Source organism: Pseudomonas syringae pv. cilantro (assembly GCF_001293775.1).
In the GTDB taxonomy this organism is placed as follows: domain Bacteria; phylum Pseudomonadota; class Gammaproteobacteria; order Pseudomonadales; family Pseudomonadaceae; genus Aquipseudomonas; species Aquipseudomonas syringae_P.
In genome coordinates, this window is the sequence record NZ_LGLN01000013.1 from 142116 (window position 1) to 157338 (window position 15223).

Genomic DNA, 15223 nt, shown 5'->3' on the forward strand with positions numbered 1-15223 from the left:
GAGCCTGCGATGTTGGAAAAAGTTCTGATCGCCAACCGCGGCGAAATTGCCTTGCGCATCTTGCGTGCCTGTAAAGAACTGGGCATCAAGACCGTCGCTGTACACTCCACGGCAGATCGCGAGCTGATGCACCTGGGCCTGGCAGACGAAACCGTCTGCATCGGTCCGGCACCGGCCAACCTGTCTTACCTGAACATTCCGGCGATCATTTCCGCTGCCGAAGTGACCGGCGCCACGGCAATTCACCCTGGCTACGGTTTCCTTGCAGAAAACGCCGATTTCGCTGAACAGGTCGAGAAATCCGGCTTTGCCTTCATCGGCCCGAAAGCAGACACCATTCGCCTGATGGGCGACAAGGTTTCTGCCAAGGACGCCATGAAGCTCGCCAACGTGCCCACCGTTCCGGGTTCTGACGGCCCGCTGCCGGAAGACGAAGCGACTGCGCTGCGCATCGGCCGCGAAGTCGGTTATCCGGTGATCATCAAGGCCGCCGGTGGCGGTGGTGGTCGCGGCATGCGTGTGGTTCATCGCGAAGAAGACCTGATCGAAGCCGCGTCCCAGACCCGCGCCGAAGCGGCAGCCTGGTTCAGCAACCCGATGGTCTATCTGGAAAAATACCTGACCAACCCGCGTCACGTGGAAGTCCAGGTCATTTCCGACGGTCAGGGTCAGGCGATTCATCTGGGCGACCGCGATTGCTCGCTGCAACGCCGTCACCAGAAAGTCCTGGAAGAAGCACCGGCACCGTTCATCGATGAACAGGCGCGCGCGGATGTACTGGCCGCGTGCGTCAAGGCATGTATCGACATCGGTTATCGCGGCGCAGGGACTTTCGAGTTCCTGTACGAGAACGGTCGTTTCTATTTCATCGAAATGAACACCCGTGTTCAGGTGGAGCATCCGGTTTCGGAAATGGTCACCGGTATCGACATCGTCAAGGAGATGCTCAGCATCGCCGCCGGCAACAAACTGTCGTACACCCAGGATGACGTGGTCATCAAGGGTCATGCGCTGGAATGCCGGGTCAACGCTGAAGATCCGAAAACCTTCGTTCCGAGCCCGGGTCTGGTCAAGCATTTCCATGCACCGGGCGGTAACGGCGTGCGGGTCGACTCGCACCTGTACAGCGGTTACAAAGTACCGTCGAACTACGACTCGCTGATCGGCAAAGTGATTACCTGGGGCGCGACTCGCGAAGAAGCCATGGCACGCATGCGCAACGCCCTGGACGAAATCGTGGTCGACGGGATCAAGACCAACATCCCGCTGCACCGTGATCTGACCCGTGATGAAGGCTTCTGCGAAGGCGGCGTCAACATCCACTACCTGGAGCACAAACTGGCCAATCAATAAGCCAGTGTGCTTCACAACGACAAAGCCGCAGTGATGCGGCTTTGTTGTTTGCAGCGCATAGCAGTAAACTTGCCCGCTTCCTGCGGCCTCAAGGGCCGCACAAGCCGCACCTATTTTCGAATCGAAGGTAATCCGCCATGCCTTGGCTGCAAGTCCGTCTCGCCATCAGCCCAGAACAAGCCGAAACCTACGAGGACGCCCTGCTTGAAGTCGGTGCCGTGTCCGTGACCTTCATGGACGCCGAAGACCAGCCGATTTTCGAGCCCGAGCTCAACACCACGCCCTTGTGGACGCACACCCACTTGCTGGCGCTGTTCGAAGCCGACACCAATGCCGAAATGGTCCTTGCCCACTTGAGCCTGCTGACCGGCGCAGAACTGCCCGGGCACAGCGCCGAAGTCATCGAGGATCAGGACTGGGAACGCAGCTGGATGGACAATTTCCAGCCGATGCGCTTTGGCCAGCGCCTGTGGATCGTACCCAGCTGGCACGCTGCGCCGGAACCGGATGCCGTGAACCTGCTGCTCGACCCGGGCCTGGCATTCGGCACCGGCACGCATCCGACCACCGCCCTGTGCCTTGAATGGCTGGACGGTCAGGACCTCAAAGGCTGCAACGTACTGGATTTCGGTTGCGGCTCGGGCATTCTGGCCATCGCCGCGCTGCTGCTGGGTGCCGAGCAGGCAGTCGGCACCGACATCGACGTGCAGGCGCTGGAAGCCTCGCGTGACAACGCCGGGCGCAACAACATCGCAGCCGAACGTTTCCCGCTGCACCTGCCGCAAGACTTGCCCGCTCAGCAGGCCGACGTGCTGGTGGCCAACATTCTGGCCGGCCCGCTGGTGTCGCTGGCGCCGCAGCTGACCACGCTGGTCAAGACCGGTGGTCGCCTGGCGCTGTCCGGGATTCTCGCCGAACAGGGCGAAGAAGTCGCTGCAGCCTATGCTGAAAACTTTGAGCTTGACCCGATCGCAAACCGTGATGGCTGGGTACGCATCACGGGCCGCCGCCGTTAATCGCCGCCTGAACCGGACTGCCGCATGACCGACAGCTTTGTCACCCAGTGCCCGCACTGCCAAACCAGTTTCCGAGTCAGCCACGCACAATTGAGCGTGGCGCGCGGCGTGGTGCGTTGCAGCGCCTGCCTGCAGGTTTTCAACGCCGCCCGGCAGTTGCTGGAACAGCGCGCCATCGACGACTCCGAGCGGACGGTGGTTGCGCCGTTACCCGCCGTCATCGAGCAACCGCTGCCTGAACAGCCCGCCACACCGGAGCCGGCATTAACGCCAAAGCCCATGCAGGCCAAGGCCGTCGAGGACGACGATGACATGTGGCAGGTCAGCGAAATGGACCTGGACAATCTGAATCTGGACGAAGAGCTGGCGCGCCTCGAACAACGCGAGACCCGCCGCCCGGACACCTTCGAGCAGACGGCCAGCCCTGTCGATAACGACACCGTGAGCCTCACCGCCAAGCGCGACACCCGTCAGACCGACGAGGCAGCCTGGGTCGACACGCTGCACAACGACGATGTCGAGCATTTGCCGGAACTGCGCGCCGAGGTCGCTTCGCACGAATCCACCGAAGAGCCAGAACCAGCATCGGACAACGACCGCACCGAGCCCTCGCTGTCCCTGGATAAAGACCTAGACGATGACGAGCCACACATGCCCGCCATCACTCAGCGCAAGGCGCTGCCTGTCGAGAAGGCCGAGCGCTGGTCAGCCGTGGATGACGACGATCAGGATGACGAGCATGAGCCTGAGCCTGATTTGCGTAGCAAACGCGCTCGTAACGAACCGGCCGTGCGCGATCAGGCATTGCTGGACCTCACCGACGACCCTTTGCAACTGGACTGGCAGCGGCCCAAGCCGCGCTGGGGCCGACGCCTCGTCTGGATCGTGCTGGTTGTGCTGGCGCTGGCCGGTCTGGCAGGTCAATACATCTGGTATCACTTCGACCAATTGGCGCGTCAGGACCAATACCGCCCCTTGTTTCAGCAGATCTGCCCGCAGATTGGCTGCAAGGTGCCAAGCAAAGTCGACATTGCCCAGCTCAAGAGCAGCAACCTGGTGGTGCGCAGCCACCCCGATTTTCAGGGGGCACTGGTGGTCGACGCGATCATCTACAACCGCGCACCGTTTTCGCAGCCATTCCCGCTGCTGGAGCTGCGTTTCTCCGACACCAGTGGTCAGTTGATTGCCAGTCGTCGGTTCAAACCGAGCGAATACCTGAGTGGCGAACTGGCCGGCAAGGACGAGATGCCGCCGCAGACTCCGATCCATATTGCGCTGGACATCCTTGATCCGGGCGCCAAAGCAGTGAATTACAGCCTGAACTTCCGCTCTCCCGAATGAAAGGCGAGTACCGCGACCCACTCCCTTTACGGCCCTGATTGGCCTGATTTGCACTACAGAACGCAGCACAATCACCGAAGTTTTTCCATGAATCGGCACTTGATTACGTTCTTCAAGGGCCGAAGACAACTGTTCAGATTTTATCCAATTCAGCCTTTATCCAGTCATCGAGAGCGGGTATCATGCCAACCCTTTTTCAAACTCTCGGTTCGATCTGACGGTGGCGCAAGCGGCTGGCTGGACGGGCCGTTGCAGACCGGGTGAAACGGTTTTTTTACGCGGCCTGCGGATGATTTGGCCTCCACAACAGGTAAGGCTATGTCGGCAGTACGCATCGGCCCATATACAGTGCACAACGGTCTGGTTCTCGCCCCGATGGCGGGCGTCACCGACCAGCCTTTCCGTCAGCTGTGCCGGCAACTCGGTGCGGGGCTGGTGGTGTCGGAAATGGTCACCAGTGACATGAGCCTGTGGAACAGCCGCAAATCGCGTCTGCGCATGATCCACGAAGGCGATCCCGAGCCCCGCTCGGTACAGATCGCCGGTGGTGACGCGCAGATGATGGCCGACGCAGCACGTGCCAATGTCGAACTGGGTGCCCAGATCATCGACATCAACATGGGCTGCCCGGCCAAGAAAGTCTGTAACAAGGCAGCAGGTTCAGCGCTGTTGAAAGACGAGCAACTGGTCGATGACATCCTGCAGGCCGTGGTGGCGGCAGTCGATGTACCCGTCACGCTGAAGATCCGCACGGGCTGGGATCGCGACAACCGCAACGGTCTGACCGTGGCGAAGATCGCCGAACAGGCCGGCATCCAGGCATTGGCGGTACACGGGCGCACCCGTGCCGACCTTTACACCGGTGAAGCCGAATACGACACCATCGCCATGATCAAGCAGGCGGTGTCGATTCCGGTCTTTGCCAATGGCGACATCGATTCACCGGAAAAGGCCCGGCGCGTGCTCCAGGCCACCGGCGCAGACGGATTACTGATTGGCAGGGCCGCCCAGGGGCGCCCCTGGATTTTTCGCGAGATAGAACACTACCTGCGCACCGGGGAAACACTGCCGGCCCTGCAGTTGAGTGAAGTGGAACGCATTCTGCTTGAGCATCTGGCAGCGCTCCACGTTTTCTATGGCGACGTGATGGGCGTGCGTATTGCACGCAAACACGTCGGTTGGTATCTCGCAACCCTGCCGGGCGCCAGAGAGTTTCGCGCCCTCTTCAATCGTTTGGAAGATACGGAAGCACAGTGCGCCAACGTTCGGGAGTTCTTCAGCCAAGGCTGCAAGGGCCCGGATAACCAGAATGATAAAGAGGTGGCCGCATGACGTTGATGACCGAGACTTTAGTGAGTGGAACAGCCCCCGTGAGCGACAATGTCAATTTGAAACAGCACCTCAACACGCCGAGCGAAGAGGGTCAGACCCTGCGCGGAAGCGTCGAGAAGGCGTTGCACAATTATTTCGCCCACCTCGAAGGCGCATCCGTCACTGACGTCTACAACCTGGTGTTGTCGGAAGTCGAGGCCCCGCTTCTGGAAAGCGTGATGAACTACGTCAAGGGCAACCAGACCAAGGCCTCCGAGTTGCTGGGGCTGAATCGCGGCACGCTGCGCAAGAAACTCAAACAGTACGATCTGCTTTAAAGCATTCAAAACAGAAAAAGCGACCCTCCCTGCACCCGGTCGTTTTTTTTTGCTGACTTCTTTTGCTTTTGATGGAAACCGAGATGACCGACCAGACTACCCGCCTGCCGATCCGCCGCGCTCTGATCAGCGTATCCGACAAGACAGGAATCCTCGAATTTGCCCGCGAGCTTGAAGCGCTGGGCGTCGAGATTCTTTCCACTGGCGGTACCTTCAAGCTGCTCAAGGATAACGGCGTATCGGCAGTCGAAGTGGCCGATTACACCGGCTTCGCTGAAATGATGGACGGCCGGGTCAAGACCCTGCACCCGAAAATTCACGGCGGCATTCTGGGTCGTCGCGGTGTCGACGACGCGATCATGAACGAACACGGCATCAAGCCGATAGACCTGGTTGCGGTCAACCTGTACCCGTTCGAAGCCACGGTTTCCAAACCGGGTTGCGACCTGCCGACTGCCATCGAGAACATCGATATCGGCGGCCCGACCATGGTCCGTTCCGCTGCCAAGAACCACAAGGACGTCGCCATTGTGGTCAACGCCGGTGATTACGGCCGCGTGCTGGAAAGCCTCAAGGCGGGTGGTCTGACCTACGCGCAGCGTTTCGAGCTGATGCTCAAGGCGTTCGAGCACACCGCCGCCTACGACGGCATGATCGCCAATTACCTCGGCGGCGTCGACCAGACAGCCGAAACCCTCAGCACCGAAGGCCGCAGCCAGTTCCCGCGCACCTTCAACACCCAGTTCGTCAAAGCCCAGGAAATGCGCTATGGCGAGAACCCGCACCAAAGCGCGGCGTTCTACGTTGAAGCCAAACCGGCCGAAGTCGGCATCGCCACCGCGACCCAGTTGCAGGGCAAAGAGCTCTCGTTCAACAACGTGGCCGACACCGATGCGGCACTGGAATGCGTCAAGAGCTTCGTCAAGCCGGCCTGCGTGATCGTCAAGCACGCCAACCCGTGCGGCGTTGCAGTTTGCCCGGATGACGAAGGCGGCATCCGCCAAGCCTACGAGCTGGCCTATGCCACTGACTCCGAGTCGGCGTTTGGCGGCATCATCGCTTTCAACCGCGAGCTGGACGCTGCAACGGCCAAGGCCATCGTCGAGCGTCAGTTCGTCGAAGTGATCATCGCCCCAAGCGTCAGCGCCGAAGCCCGCAGCATCATTGCCAGCAAAGCCAATGTGCGCCTGCTGACCAGCGGCCAGTGGAGCGAGCGTCTGCCGGCCTGGGACTACAAACGCGTCAATGGTGGGCTGCTGGTGCAGAGCCGCGACATCGGCATGATCACCGAAGCCGACCTCAAGGTCGTCACCCGGCGCGCACCGACCGAACATGAAATGCATGACCTGATCTTCGCCTGGAAAGTCGCCAAATACGTCAAGTCCAACGCCATCGTCTATGCCCGCAACCGCCAGACCATCGGCGTCGGCGCAGGCCAGATGAGCCGCGTGAACTCGGCCCGCATCGCAGCCATCAAGGCCGAGCATGCCGGTTTGCAGGTGCAGGGCGCGGTGATGGCGTCCGACGCCTTCTTCCCGTTCCGTGACGGCATCGACAACGCGGCCAAGGTCGGCATCACCGCCGTCATCCAGCCCGGCGGCTCGATGCGCGACAACGAAGTGATTGCAGCGGCAGACGAAGCCGGCATTGCGATGATGTTCACCGGCATGCGCCACTTTAGGCACTAATCAGAAAAACGGCCGCACTGTCGCAGGCGTCTGCTGCGTTGAATGGAGCTCCGCTGATGCTCATTGCCAAAAGGCAACTCCGCTCAGCGAGGCCCCATCCGCCTTGCATACACCAACGCCATTGCGACCTCGTATTGCGGTATTGATCCTTGCAGACACACCGCGTACTCCAGAATCAGCGTCATCGAGGTTTTTGAAATGAATGTTTTGATCATTGGCAGCGGCGGTCGCGAACACGCTCTGGCCTGGAAAGTCGCTCAGGACCCGCGTGTCCAGAAGGTGTTCGTTGCACCCGGCAATGCGGGCACGGCGATTGAAGCCAAGTGCGAAAACGTGAACATCGACGTGCTGGCGCTGGAGCAATTGGCGGATTTCGCCGAGCAGAATGTTTCGCTGACCATCGTCGGCCCTGAAGTGCCGTTGGTTGCAGGCGTTGTCGATCTGTTCCGCAGCCGCGGCCTGGATTGCTTCGGCCCGACGGCCGGCGCCGCGCAGCTGGAAGGCTCCAAGGCATTTACCAAGGATTTTCTGGCGCGCCACAAGATCCCGACGGCCGACTATCAGAACTTCACCGAGATCGAGCCTGCACTGGCGTATCTGCGTGAAAAAGGCGCGCCTATCGTCATCAAGGCCGACGGTCTGGCGGCAGGCAAGGGCGTCATCGTCGCCATGACCCTCGCCGAAGCCGAAGACGCGGTACGCGACATGCTGGCCGGCAATGCCTTTGGCGATGCCGGTTCGCGGGTCGTGATCGAAGAGTTTCTGGATGGCGAAGAAGCCAGCTTCATCGTCATGGTCGACGGCAAGAATGTGCTGCCAATGGCCACCAGCCAGGACCACAAACGCGTCGGCGACGGCGACAGCGGCCCGAACACGGGCGGCATGGGTGCCTACTCCCCTGCCCCGGTGGTCACCGCCGAGGTTCATCAACGGGTCATGGACCTCGTCATCTGGCCGACCGTCCGTGGCATGGCTGAAGAAGGCAACGTTTACACCGGTTTCCTCTATGCTGGTCTGATGATCGACAAGGCTGGCAACCCCAAGGTGATCGAGTTCAACTGCCGTTTTGGCGATCCGGAAACCCAGCCGGTCATGTTGCGTCTGCAATCGAGCCTGGTGTTGCTGATCGAAGCGGCGCTGGCGCAGGCGCTGGACAAGGTCGAAGCCCGATGGGACCCTCGCCCGAGCCTGGGTATCGTGCTGGCGGCCGGTGGTTATCCTGGCGATTACGCCAAAGGTGCAGTCATCGAGGGGCTGGACGCCGCTGCGCAACTGGAAGGCAAGGTATTCCACGCAGGCACCGCCTTGCAGGATGATCGTGTCGTGACCAGTGGCGGTCGTGTACTGTGTGCCACAGCATTGGGTGACAGTGTCGGCAGCGCGCAGAAAAATGCCTACGCGCTGGCATCGAAGGTCAATTGGGAAGGTTGTTTTTATCGTAATGACATTGGCTACCGTGCCATTGCCCGCGAGCGTGGCGAAGAACAGGAATGATCAACCAGGCCAGCGCCTGACCACAGGCTCTGGCCGGCTATCCTGCACTGCGCGGTTTTACCAGGCATTCACTCACGAAGGGATTTCATAGTGCGTTGGCTCAGGATTGCCATAGCCTCAACGGTCGGCCTGCTGACCTTGCTGTGCATGCTGTCGGCTCAGGCGGAGCATGGCGCAGGCTGGTCAACGCTGCTCGACGAAAAAGCCAGCCTGTCGCTGGATGAAATCCGGTCGGCGCGCTATCAGAATCAATTCAGCCCCACCGAACTGGAGCGTGTCGCTGCCACCGAGCGCGGCGGCGCGGTGTGGCTGCATTACCGGTTGCAACCCACCCAGCACGAGCAACTGCTGCGCATTTTCGCGCCGGACCTTGTCAGCGCTGACATGTATGTCATGGATGGCGACCAGTTGATCGATCACCTGCGCACCGGTAACGAGGTGCCCATTGAAGATCAGCGCCTGCCTTCCAACGACTTTCTGTTGCCGATTCCGCAAAGCTCGGCCTCTCTGGATATCTACCTGAGGCTGGTGTCCGCCCAGAAAATGCGCCCCAGCATCACGCTGGAGTCAGCGATCCAGAGCGCGGCAGACGAGACTGAACCCCTTCTGTTCGGCCTGTTGTTCGGTGCGTTGTCGATGCTGATCGTGCAGAACCTGACACGCTATGGGCATACCCGCTCACGCAGCAATCTGTGGCTGGCGGCCTGTGAGTCGTTGCTCGGGCTCAGCGCCCTGCTGTTGCTCAACCTGCTGCGCCCGATCGATCCATGGCACATCGCCCAGACGCCGAGCGCACACCTGGCCCTGCTGTTGGCAGCGGTGGCAGGCTTGATCTACACCTACTACTTCTTTGTCCACCGCAATGTGCGCAAGCTTGATCGGCTGCTGCTGGGCAACGCCGTACTCATGGGCCTCGGCGCGCTGCTGGTACTGTTCGACAGCACACTGCCGATCAACATCCTCACCTTCGTGCTGGTGTCGATTACCACACTGAGCATTCTTGCGGTGTCAGTGTGGCACTGGCAGAAAGGCTATCGTTCGGCACGCCTGTTCGTGCTGGGGATGATCACCTTCAATATCGGTTACATGGTGGTGCTGCCGGGCTTGTTGTGGCTCAGCCTGATCCCGCCACAATGGCTGATCCTCGCGCTGCTGAGCGTGTTCTGCATCAGTGGTCTGTTGATGAGCCTGGCCCTGAGCGAACGCCATCGCAGCATTACCGAAGACCGCTTCAGTCTCAGTCGCGATCAGGCCGCCAGCACTGCGGAAATCAATGCCAAGGCAGAATTTCTGGCCAAGATCAGTCATGAGATACGCACACCGATGAATGGCGTGCTGGGCATGACCGAACTGTTGCTGGGCACACCGCTGTCGGTCAAACAGCGCGATTACGTACAGACCATCCACAGCGCCGGTAACGAGCTGCTGACACTGATCAACGAAATTCTCGACATCACCAAGCTGGAATCCGGGCAGATCGAGCTCGACGACGTGCAGTTCGACATCAGCGCGTTGGTCGAGGACTGTCTGAACATTTTCCGCGCCAAGGCCGAACAGCAGCAGGTCGAACTGATCAGCCTGATCCAGCCGCAGGTGCCGCGTGTCATCAGCGGCGATCCGACCCGCTTGCGTCAGACCCTGCTGAGCCTGCTGGAAAACGCCCTGAAGAAGACCGACGAAGGCGAAATCCTGCTGGCGGTAGCGCTGGAAACGTCGAAGGCCGGCCCGGCTCGCCTGCGCATTGCAGTGCAGGACAGCGGCGAGTCGCTGTCCGACGAAGAGCGCGACGAACTGCTGCATGCCGAGCTGCACAGCAGAAACTTCCTCGCCAGCAGCAGGCTGGGTGGCCACTTGGGGCTGGTGATTGCCCGCCAGCTGATCGTGCTGATGGATGGCGAGTTCGGCATTCAGAACAGTGGCACGCCAGGCAATACGCTGTGGCTGACCCTGCCGCTGGACGCCAAGCTGCTGGAACAGCCGACCATCGATCTGGACAGCCCGCTGAAGGATGCCAGGGTGCTGGTGGTCGACGACAACGATACCTGTCGCAAGGTGCTGGTCCAGCAATGCAGCGCCTGGGGCCTGAATGTCAGTGCCGTGGCGTCCGGCAAGGAGGCACTTGCACTGCTGCGCACCAAGGCGCACCTGCGTGACTATTTCGACGTGGTCCTGCTGGACCAGAACATGCCCGGCATGACCGGCATGCAACTGGCCGCCAAGATCAAGGAAGACCCGAGCCTGAATCACGACATCCTGCTGATCATGCTCACCGGCATCAGCAATGCGCCCAGCAAGATCATCGCCCGCAATTCCGGTATCAAGCGCATTCTGGCCAAACCGGTGGCGGGCTATACGCTCAAGACCACGCTGGCCGATGAACTGACTCAACTGAACAAAGGCGTCACAGCCCCCAAGTCCAGCCCGGTGTTCAACACTCCGGTCAGCGTGCCGGGCGACTTCCGGATCCTGGTGGCCGAAGACAACAGCATTTCGACCAAAGTGATTCGCGGCATGCTCGGCAAGCTCAACCTCAATCCCGATACCGCCAGCAACGGCGAAGAAGCACTGCGCGCCATGAAAGCGCAGCGCTACGATCTGGTGCTGATGGATTGCGAAATGCCGATCCTTGATGGTTTCTCGGCCACCGAACAGCTGCGCGCCTGGGAAGTCGGTAATCAGCGGGTGCGCACGCCGGTTGTCGCACTGACCGCGCACATCCTCACCGAACACAAGGATCGCGCACGTCAGGCCGGCATGGACGGCCACATGGCCAAACCCATCGAGTTGTCGCAACTGCGCGAGCTGGTCGAGCAATGGGTGGCCCATCGCGACAAGGCACGCGGGCTGACCTCGGCTGGCGAGCTGTATCAACAGAACTGAGCATCGGCAAAGTACACGGGCCTGATAGACTGGCGCTGCCCATTCATCTGCCGATGCGAGCCAACGTCATGCTTCACGTGTTGTTCAGCGTTTATCTGAAAATGCTGGTGCTTTACAGCCCGTTCTTCGTTCTTTCCTGCTTTATCAGCCTGACCCGAGGTCACTCGCGCAAGGAACAGCGTCGTCTGGCCTGGAAAGTGGCGCTGGCCACGCTGATTTCCAGCGTGCTGCTGTACTTGTTCGGGCGGATCATTTTCGATGTGTTCGGGATTACCGTAGACGCGTTCCGGATTGGCGCCGGCAGCGTGCTGTTCATCTCGGCATTGGCGATGGCGCAAGGCAAGTCCGCGGTGCAGACCGACAACATCCAGCAGGATGTGACCATCGTTCCGTTGACCATTCCGCTTACGGTAGGCCCCGGCACTATCGGTGCGCTGCTGGTCATGGGCGTCAGCCAGCCGCACTGGGATGACAAGCTCACTGCCATCCTGAGCATTGCACTGGCCAGCCTGACAGTCGGCGTGGTGCTTTACCTCGCGAACCGCATCGAGCGCATTCTCGGTGATCAGGGCTTGCAGATCGTCAGCCGCCTGATGGGGCTGTTCGTCTGCGCGCTGGCTGCGCAGATCATTTTTACCGGCGTCAGGGGTTACCTGCTGCCCTGATCGGCCTCAGATAAACACCGAACGAACCATACTGTGTGCTTTGCCATCCAGATAACGCGCCACGCTGTCTCGATGCGCTGCATAGATATTTCTGTCAAAAGTGTAACTGCCACCCTTGAAGTGGAACAGCAGCCTGCGCGTACCCGGAGCGTGGTCGTCGACACTCAGGTGCAGGCTGCACAGCAACAGGAGTGTCCGGTTCGGCTCATACTTTTCACAGGGTACGACCTGAAAACTGCCCAGACGACCTTGATCGAAACCGTTTTGAAAATAAGACTCCGCCGCCTGATTCACCCCCATAGCCTTGACGGCACGCTGCACCATCCCGCCAAGACGCTGGCGATCCTTCGGGTTGCTGACCCTGAAGGTTGCCTGCAACAAATCGTCGACGTTGCTCACCACCAGCGAGTCGCCCATGACCACACCTTTTTGCTGTATGCCGCGCGCCTTGAGCCGGCTGCGGTAGTAATGCATCCAACTGCTCCACTGCGTCTTGAAATCAAACTGTTTGCCGGCGAACAATTGCGCATCCAGCAGCACGTCCTGAAGATCGGTGCGCTCCTCGCTCGATAACCCCGGAAGAAACGCCACCATACTGGGGATATTGCCCAGATACGCTGCATTACCTGTGTCTGTACTCATTTTTTTGCTCCCTTCCATGGGGGGCTGATCACTTCTTACAGACCGACGATTTCGGCTATAGCGCGATCAGACAGAGCGTCCTGAACCGTCTGACGAAATGGTTCGAAGCGCTGGCGATTGAAGCGGAACGCCGTACCGAAGGTGTGCACCTGCATTTCCCCTCCCAGTATTTGCCAGAAGTAGAGCGCAGGTCTGAGGGCCAAGGTGCTCATCTGCATACTGCATAGCATGATCGTTGCCTCCTCTTCGCTTTGCATCGCACAGGGAATGATCTGAAAGCTTTCAAAGCGACCCGAAATAAACCAGTTGTTGAAAAATGTCTGCGCATGCTCACTGGCCAGAAGGCTGTCGAGTGAGCGCAGGTATAACTGGCGAAGCTCTACGGAGTTGCTGACCGCAGGAAGCCGCAACTTGCCAATATCCCTGAAACGGTGGATTTTTAGCCGTGCCTCTTCAATCCGTGCGTCAAGCTGCCCGCCTGTGGCAGAAATGGTTCGCTGGTAGGTATCCAGCCACGAACGCCAGGACTGACGCGGTGAATGGAGATCATCTGCAACAAGCCGGGCGTGGTGGAGACAGTCCAGAATGTCCTGCCGCAAAGCCGGGCAAACGTTATAGGCAAAGGACACCAGATTATTGCCAGACAACAGACTTTCATCGCGTTCAGGCATCGTGAACCTCCACCAATGTCTCGATCAGGCCGGCACGCCTGGTTGCCAACGCAGAGCTGATCTTTTCGCGAAACTGTAGATACACGTGATCCATCAGGTGCAGCGAATAGAAGGTTAAATCGATGTTGCCACGCACCATTGCAGGCTCAAGGGCGTCGAACAGAAAGCCGTTGCTCAGCGGCTGGCGGGTGACAAAATGGAGCTGTACCAGCGTCAGGTTATGCTGTTCGTCGATGAAACCTGTTTGCACAGCCACGACGGTCTGCGAGCATCCGGCCTGATCCGCTTCATGTCCAAGCACCTGGCCGGCCAGCAATCGAATGGCCTGACTTGCGCAAGGCGGTGTGCAAGCCTTGCGCAAAGACTGCTCTGCGTGATCGAGCGCCGCTGGCGTGACTGACACGGCAAGCGCTCGACGGACACTGCTCCATATTGTCTCGGCAGCGTCTGCCTCCAACGGCTCACTGACATGCTCGCTGGCTTTCAGCACCCAGCCAAAACTCATTGCCGCAGCCAGCCAGGTTTCATTCCATTTATCGAAGCTGGCAAATTTCGGGTGTTTCTTCGATGCGGCCAACTGCACATACAGCAGCGAATCCATGACATCGTGGTACGAGGCTGTCTGACCCTGCTCAGGAAAAAACAGCAGACACCCCGCGTTGACCACTCCGGCGTTCAGTTTCTGCTTCATGGGAAAATTCCTTTTATCCCGGAAGCGGAGACGACACGCGTCTCCGCAAATAATCCATTCAGATCTCGAACTCTTCGATTGCACTCCTGCCTTTGCGAGCCAGTGCGTCCTGAATAAAACTGCGATGGCGCGCATACATACCAGTGTTGAGCACCAGGTTGTTTTCGCCTTTCCAGGTTTTTACGTTGGTGTCCTGCCATTCCCAGAACAGAACATTGGTGACCTCGCTGTCGGCCTGAAAACTGACTGCACCCATGGACAGATTAACGGTGCCATCTTCCGACTCGACGCAGGACGCAATGCGAAAGCTGCCGCCACGGTGCATTTTCGTCTGGCTCTCGAACAGGCGCAGCGGCTCTTTTTTGGCACTCAGGGCGGCAACGGCATCAGCGGCGACCTTGAGCATCAACAGCGAGGCAGGGCCTGGCAGTGCCGCAGCGGCGATAGCCGAACCGAGAATCTCGAGACCGACCTCGTCCATGGTGAAGCGTTGCTGCGTGGCACTGTACCGCGAGTAGTTCCAGTGAAAGGACAGCCAGCCCATCGCGGAGAGCACTTCATTGAATTTTTCGTACCACTGATCGCTATGGGTTTCAGCGTTGAACGCCTTGTTGGCGACCAGGGTCGCGAACAGAAAGGAGTCCATGACGTCGTCCTTGTTCAGTCGCGACACGCCCTCGGCAAAGGCGATCAGGCCGCTTGCGACTACGGCAGCTGTAGCGCCCTCATCACTTAAGGCTGCATCCGTCACATCGCCACCCACCAGACGCGACGGGGTATTGCGAGCGGCTGCGTAGGCTGCCAACGACGGGGAGCAGTCAGCCAGCTCACAAGCAGCGAGGTAATCAAGGTTATCGGTAGTGTTCATAGGGGTTTCCTGTTTCATTTCATTAGTCCTTTAATTCATGCGTCCCGATGGACAGGAACAAGACTAACGAAATAAAACGGACTGCTTGCCCACGCCCTGTGTCGATAAATGTCTGCGTCAAGTCGCCAGATTGCCGGTTGTTGCGAAGAAGCAAAATATTGAACTGCACATGCTCCCCCGACAGTTCGGGCGCAAAAGAAGATTCCGCTGACAGACGACGAAACAAGCTACAGAGGGGGTAGCTCACAAGCGATCAATTCACACG

General features: G+C 59.4%; 14 protein-coding genes. 9 read left to right on the plus strand and 5 right to left on the minus strand.

Features of this window, described 5'->3' with window-relative positions; all coding sequences use genetic code 11:
* The first annotated feature begins 9 nt into the window (after positions 1-9).
* The 9 genes from accC to ABJ99_RS02100 all read left to right on the plus strand — a co-directional run bounded on the left by accC (position 10) and on the right by ABJ99_RS02100 (position 12086).
* Positions 10-1353 carry an acetyl-CoA carboxylase biotin carboxylase subunit gene (accC, locus tag ABJ99_RS02060; protein WP_054084411.1) on the plus strand — a complete coding sequence of 448 codons (1344 nt, stop codon included), beginning with the start codon at positions 10-12 and terminating at the stop codon, positions 1351-1353.
* A gap of 137 nt (positions 1354-1490) precedes the next feature.
* Positions 1491-2369: a 50S ribosomal protein L11 methyltransferase gene (prmA, locus tag ABJ99_RS02065; RefSeq protein WP_054084412.1), complete on the plus strand. Its 879-nt coding sequence runs from the start codon at positions 1491-1493 to the stop codon at positions 2367-2369.
* A gap of 24 nt (positions 2370-2393) precedes the next feature.
* Positions 2394-3710, plus strand: coding sequence for a DUF3426 domain-containing protein (locus ABJ99_RS02070; RefSeq protein WP_054084413.1), 1317 nt, complete (start codon positions 2394-2396; stop codon positions 3708-3710).
* A gap of 318 nt (positions 3711-4028) precedes the next feature.
* Positions 4029-5042: a tRNA dihydrouridine synthase DusB gene (gene dusB / locus ABJ99_RS02075; protein ID WP_054084414.1), complete on the plus strand. Its 1014-nt coding sequence runs from the start codon at positions 4029-4031 to the stop codon at positions 5040-5042.
* The gene (gene fis / locus ABJ99_RS02080) at positions 5039-5359 is read left to right on the plus strand and encodes a DNA-binding transcriptional regulator Fis (RefSeq protein WP_007250933.1); all 321 of its coding nucleotides are present in this window, start codon (positions 5039-5041) and stop codon (positions 5357-5359) included. Before dusB ends, fis begins: the two co-directional genes overlap by 4 nt.
* An 83-nt stretch (positions 5360-5442) precedes the next feature.
* On the plus strand, positions 5443-7047 hold the full coding sequence (gene purH, locus ABJ99_RS02085) for a bifunctional phosphoribosylaminoimidazolecarboxamide formyltransferase/IMP cyclohydrolase (protein ID WP_054084415.1): 1605 nt from the start codon (positions 5443-5445) through the stop codon (positions 7045-7047).
* A 198-nt stretch (positions 7048-7245) separates the two neighbouring features.
* Positions 7246-8541 (plus strand): phosphoribosylamine--glycine ligase, encoded by a 1296-nt coding sequence (gene purD, locus ABJ99_RS02090; protein ID WP_054084416.1) that lies wholly within the window; start codon positions 7246-7248, stop codon positions 8539-8541.
* A gap of 90 nt (positions 8542-8631) precedes the next feature.
* Entirely contained in the window at positions 8632-11421 is a 2790-nt protein-coding gene (gene retS, locus ABJ99_RS02095; RefSeq protein ID WP_054084417.1) for a hybrid sensor histidine kinase/response regulator RetS, read from the plus strand.
* 68 nt (positions 11422-11489) lie between these two features.
* A complete protein-coding gene (locus ABJ99_RS02100; RefSeq protein ID WP_054084675.1) occupies positions 11490-12086 on the plus strand; it encodes a MarC family protein in 597 nt (198 codons plus the stop codon).
* 6 nt (positions 12087-12092) lie between these two features.
* Here ABJ99_RS02100 and ABJ99_RS02105 read toward each other — a convergent pair whose 3' ends face one another.
* From ABJ99_RS02105 to ABJ99_RS29555, 5 genes are read right to left on the minus strand one after another with little or no spacing between them, the layout of a single operon-like run.
* Entirely contained in the window at positions 12093-12728 is a 636-nt protein-coding gene (locus ABJ99_RS02105) for a hypothetical protein (RefSeq protein ID WP_054084418.1), read from the minus strand.
* 35 nt (positions 12729-12763) lie between these two features.
* Positions 12764-13399: a hypothetical protein gene (locus ABJ99_RS02110; RefSeq protein ID WP_054084419.1), complete on the minus strand. Its 636-nt coding sequence runs from the start codon at positions 13397-13399 to the stop codon at positions 12764-12766.
* Entirely contained in the window at positions 13392-14090 is a 699-nt protein-coding gene (locus ABJ99_RS02115) for a hypothetical protein (RefSeq protein ID WP_054084420.1), read from the minus strand. Before ABJ99_RS02115 ends, ABJ99_RS02110 begins: the two co-directional genes overlap by 8 nt.
* Positions 14091-14148: 58 nt before the next feature.
* Positions 14149-14976, minus strand: a complete 828-nt coding sequence (locus tag ABJ99_RS02120) for a hypothetical protein (protein WP_054084421.1) — start codon at positions 14974-14976, stop codon at positions 14149-14151.
* Positions 14977-14980: 4 nt separating this feature from the next.
* Positions 14981-15172 (minus strand): hypothetical protein, encoded by a 192-nt coding sequence (locus ABJ99_RS29555; RefSeq protein ID WP_080377996.1) that lies wholly within the window; start codon positions 15170-15172, stop codon positions 14981-14983.
* Between the last annotated feature and the right edge of the window lie 51 nt (positions 15173-15223).

Coding starts and splice junctions, on each gene's coding strand:
- ABJ99_RS02110 (WP_054084419.1), bottom strand. CDS start 13,399: ATGCCTGAACGCGATGAAAGTCTGTTGTCTGGCAATAATCTGGTGTCC.
- fis (WP_007250933.1), top strand. CDS start 5,039: ATGACGTTGATGACCGAGACTTTAGTGAGTGGAACAGCCCCCGTGAGC.
- dusB (WP_054084414.1), top strand. CDS start 4,029: ATGTCGGCAGTACGCATCGGCCCATATACAGTGCACAACGGTCTGGTT.
- ABJ99_RS02120 (WP_054084421.1), bottom strand. CDS start 14,976: ATGAAACAGGAAACCCCTATGAACACTACCGATAACCTTGATTACCTC.
- ABJ99_RS02115 (WP_054084420.1), bottom strand. CDS start 14,090: ATGAAGCAGAAACTGAACGCCGGAGTGGTCAACGCGGGGTGTCTGCTG.
- ABJ99_RS02100 (WP_054084675.1), top strand. CDS start 11,490: ATGCTTCACGTGTTGTTCAGCGTTTATCTGAAAATGCTGGTGCTTTAC.
- ABJ99_RS02105 (WP_054084418.1), bottom strand. CDS start 12,728: ATGAGTACAGACACAGGTAATGCAGCGTATCTGGGCAATATCCCCAGT.
- accC (WP_054084411.1), top strand. CDS start 10: ATGTTGGAAAAAGTTCTGATCGCCAACCGCGGCGAAATTGCCTTGCGC.
- purD (WP_054084416.1), top strand. CDS start 7,246: ATGAATGTTTTGATCATTGGCAGCGGCGGTCGCGAACACGCTCTGGCC.
- prmA (WP_054084412.1), top strand. CDS start 1,491: ATGCCTTGGCTGCAAGTCCGTCTCGCCATCAGCCCAGAACAAGCCGAA.
- purH (WP_054084415.1), top strand. CDS start 5,443: ATGACCGACCAGACTACCCGCCTGCCGATCCGCCGCGCTCTGATCAGC.
- ABJ99_RS02070 (WP_054084413.1), top strand. CDS start 2,394: ATGACCGACAGCTTTGTCACCCAGTGCCCGCACTGCCAAACCAGTTTC.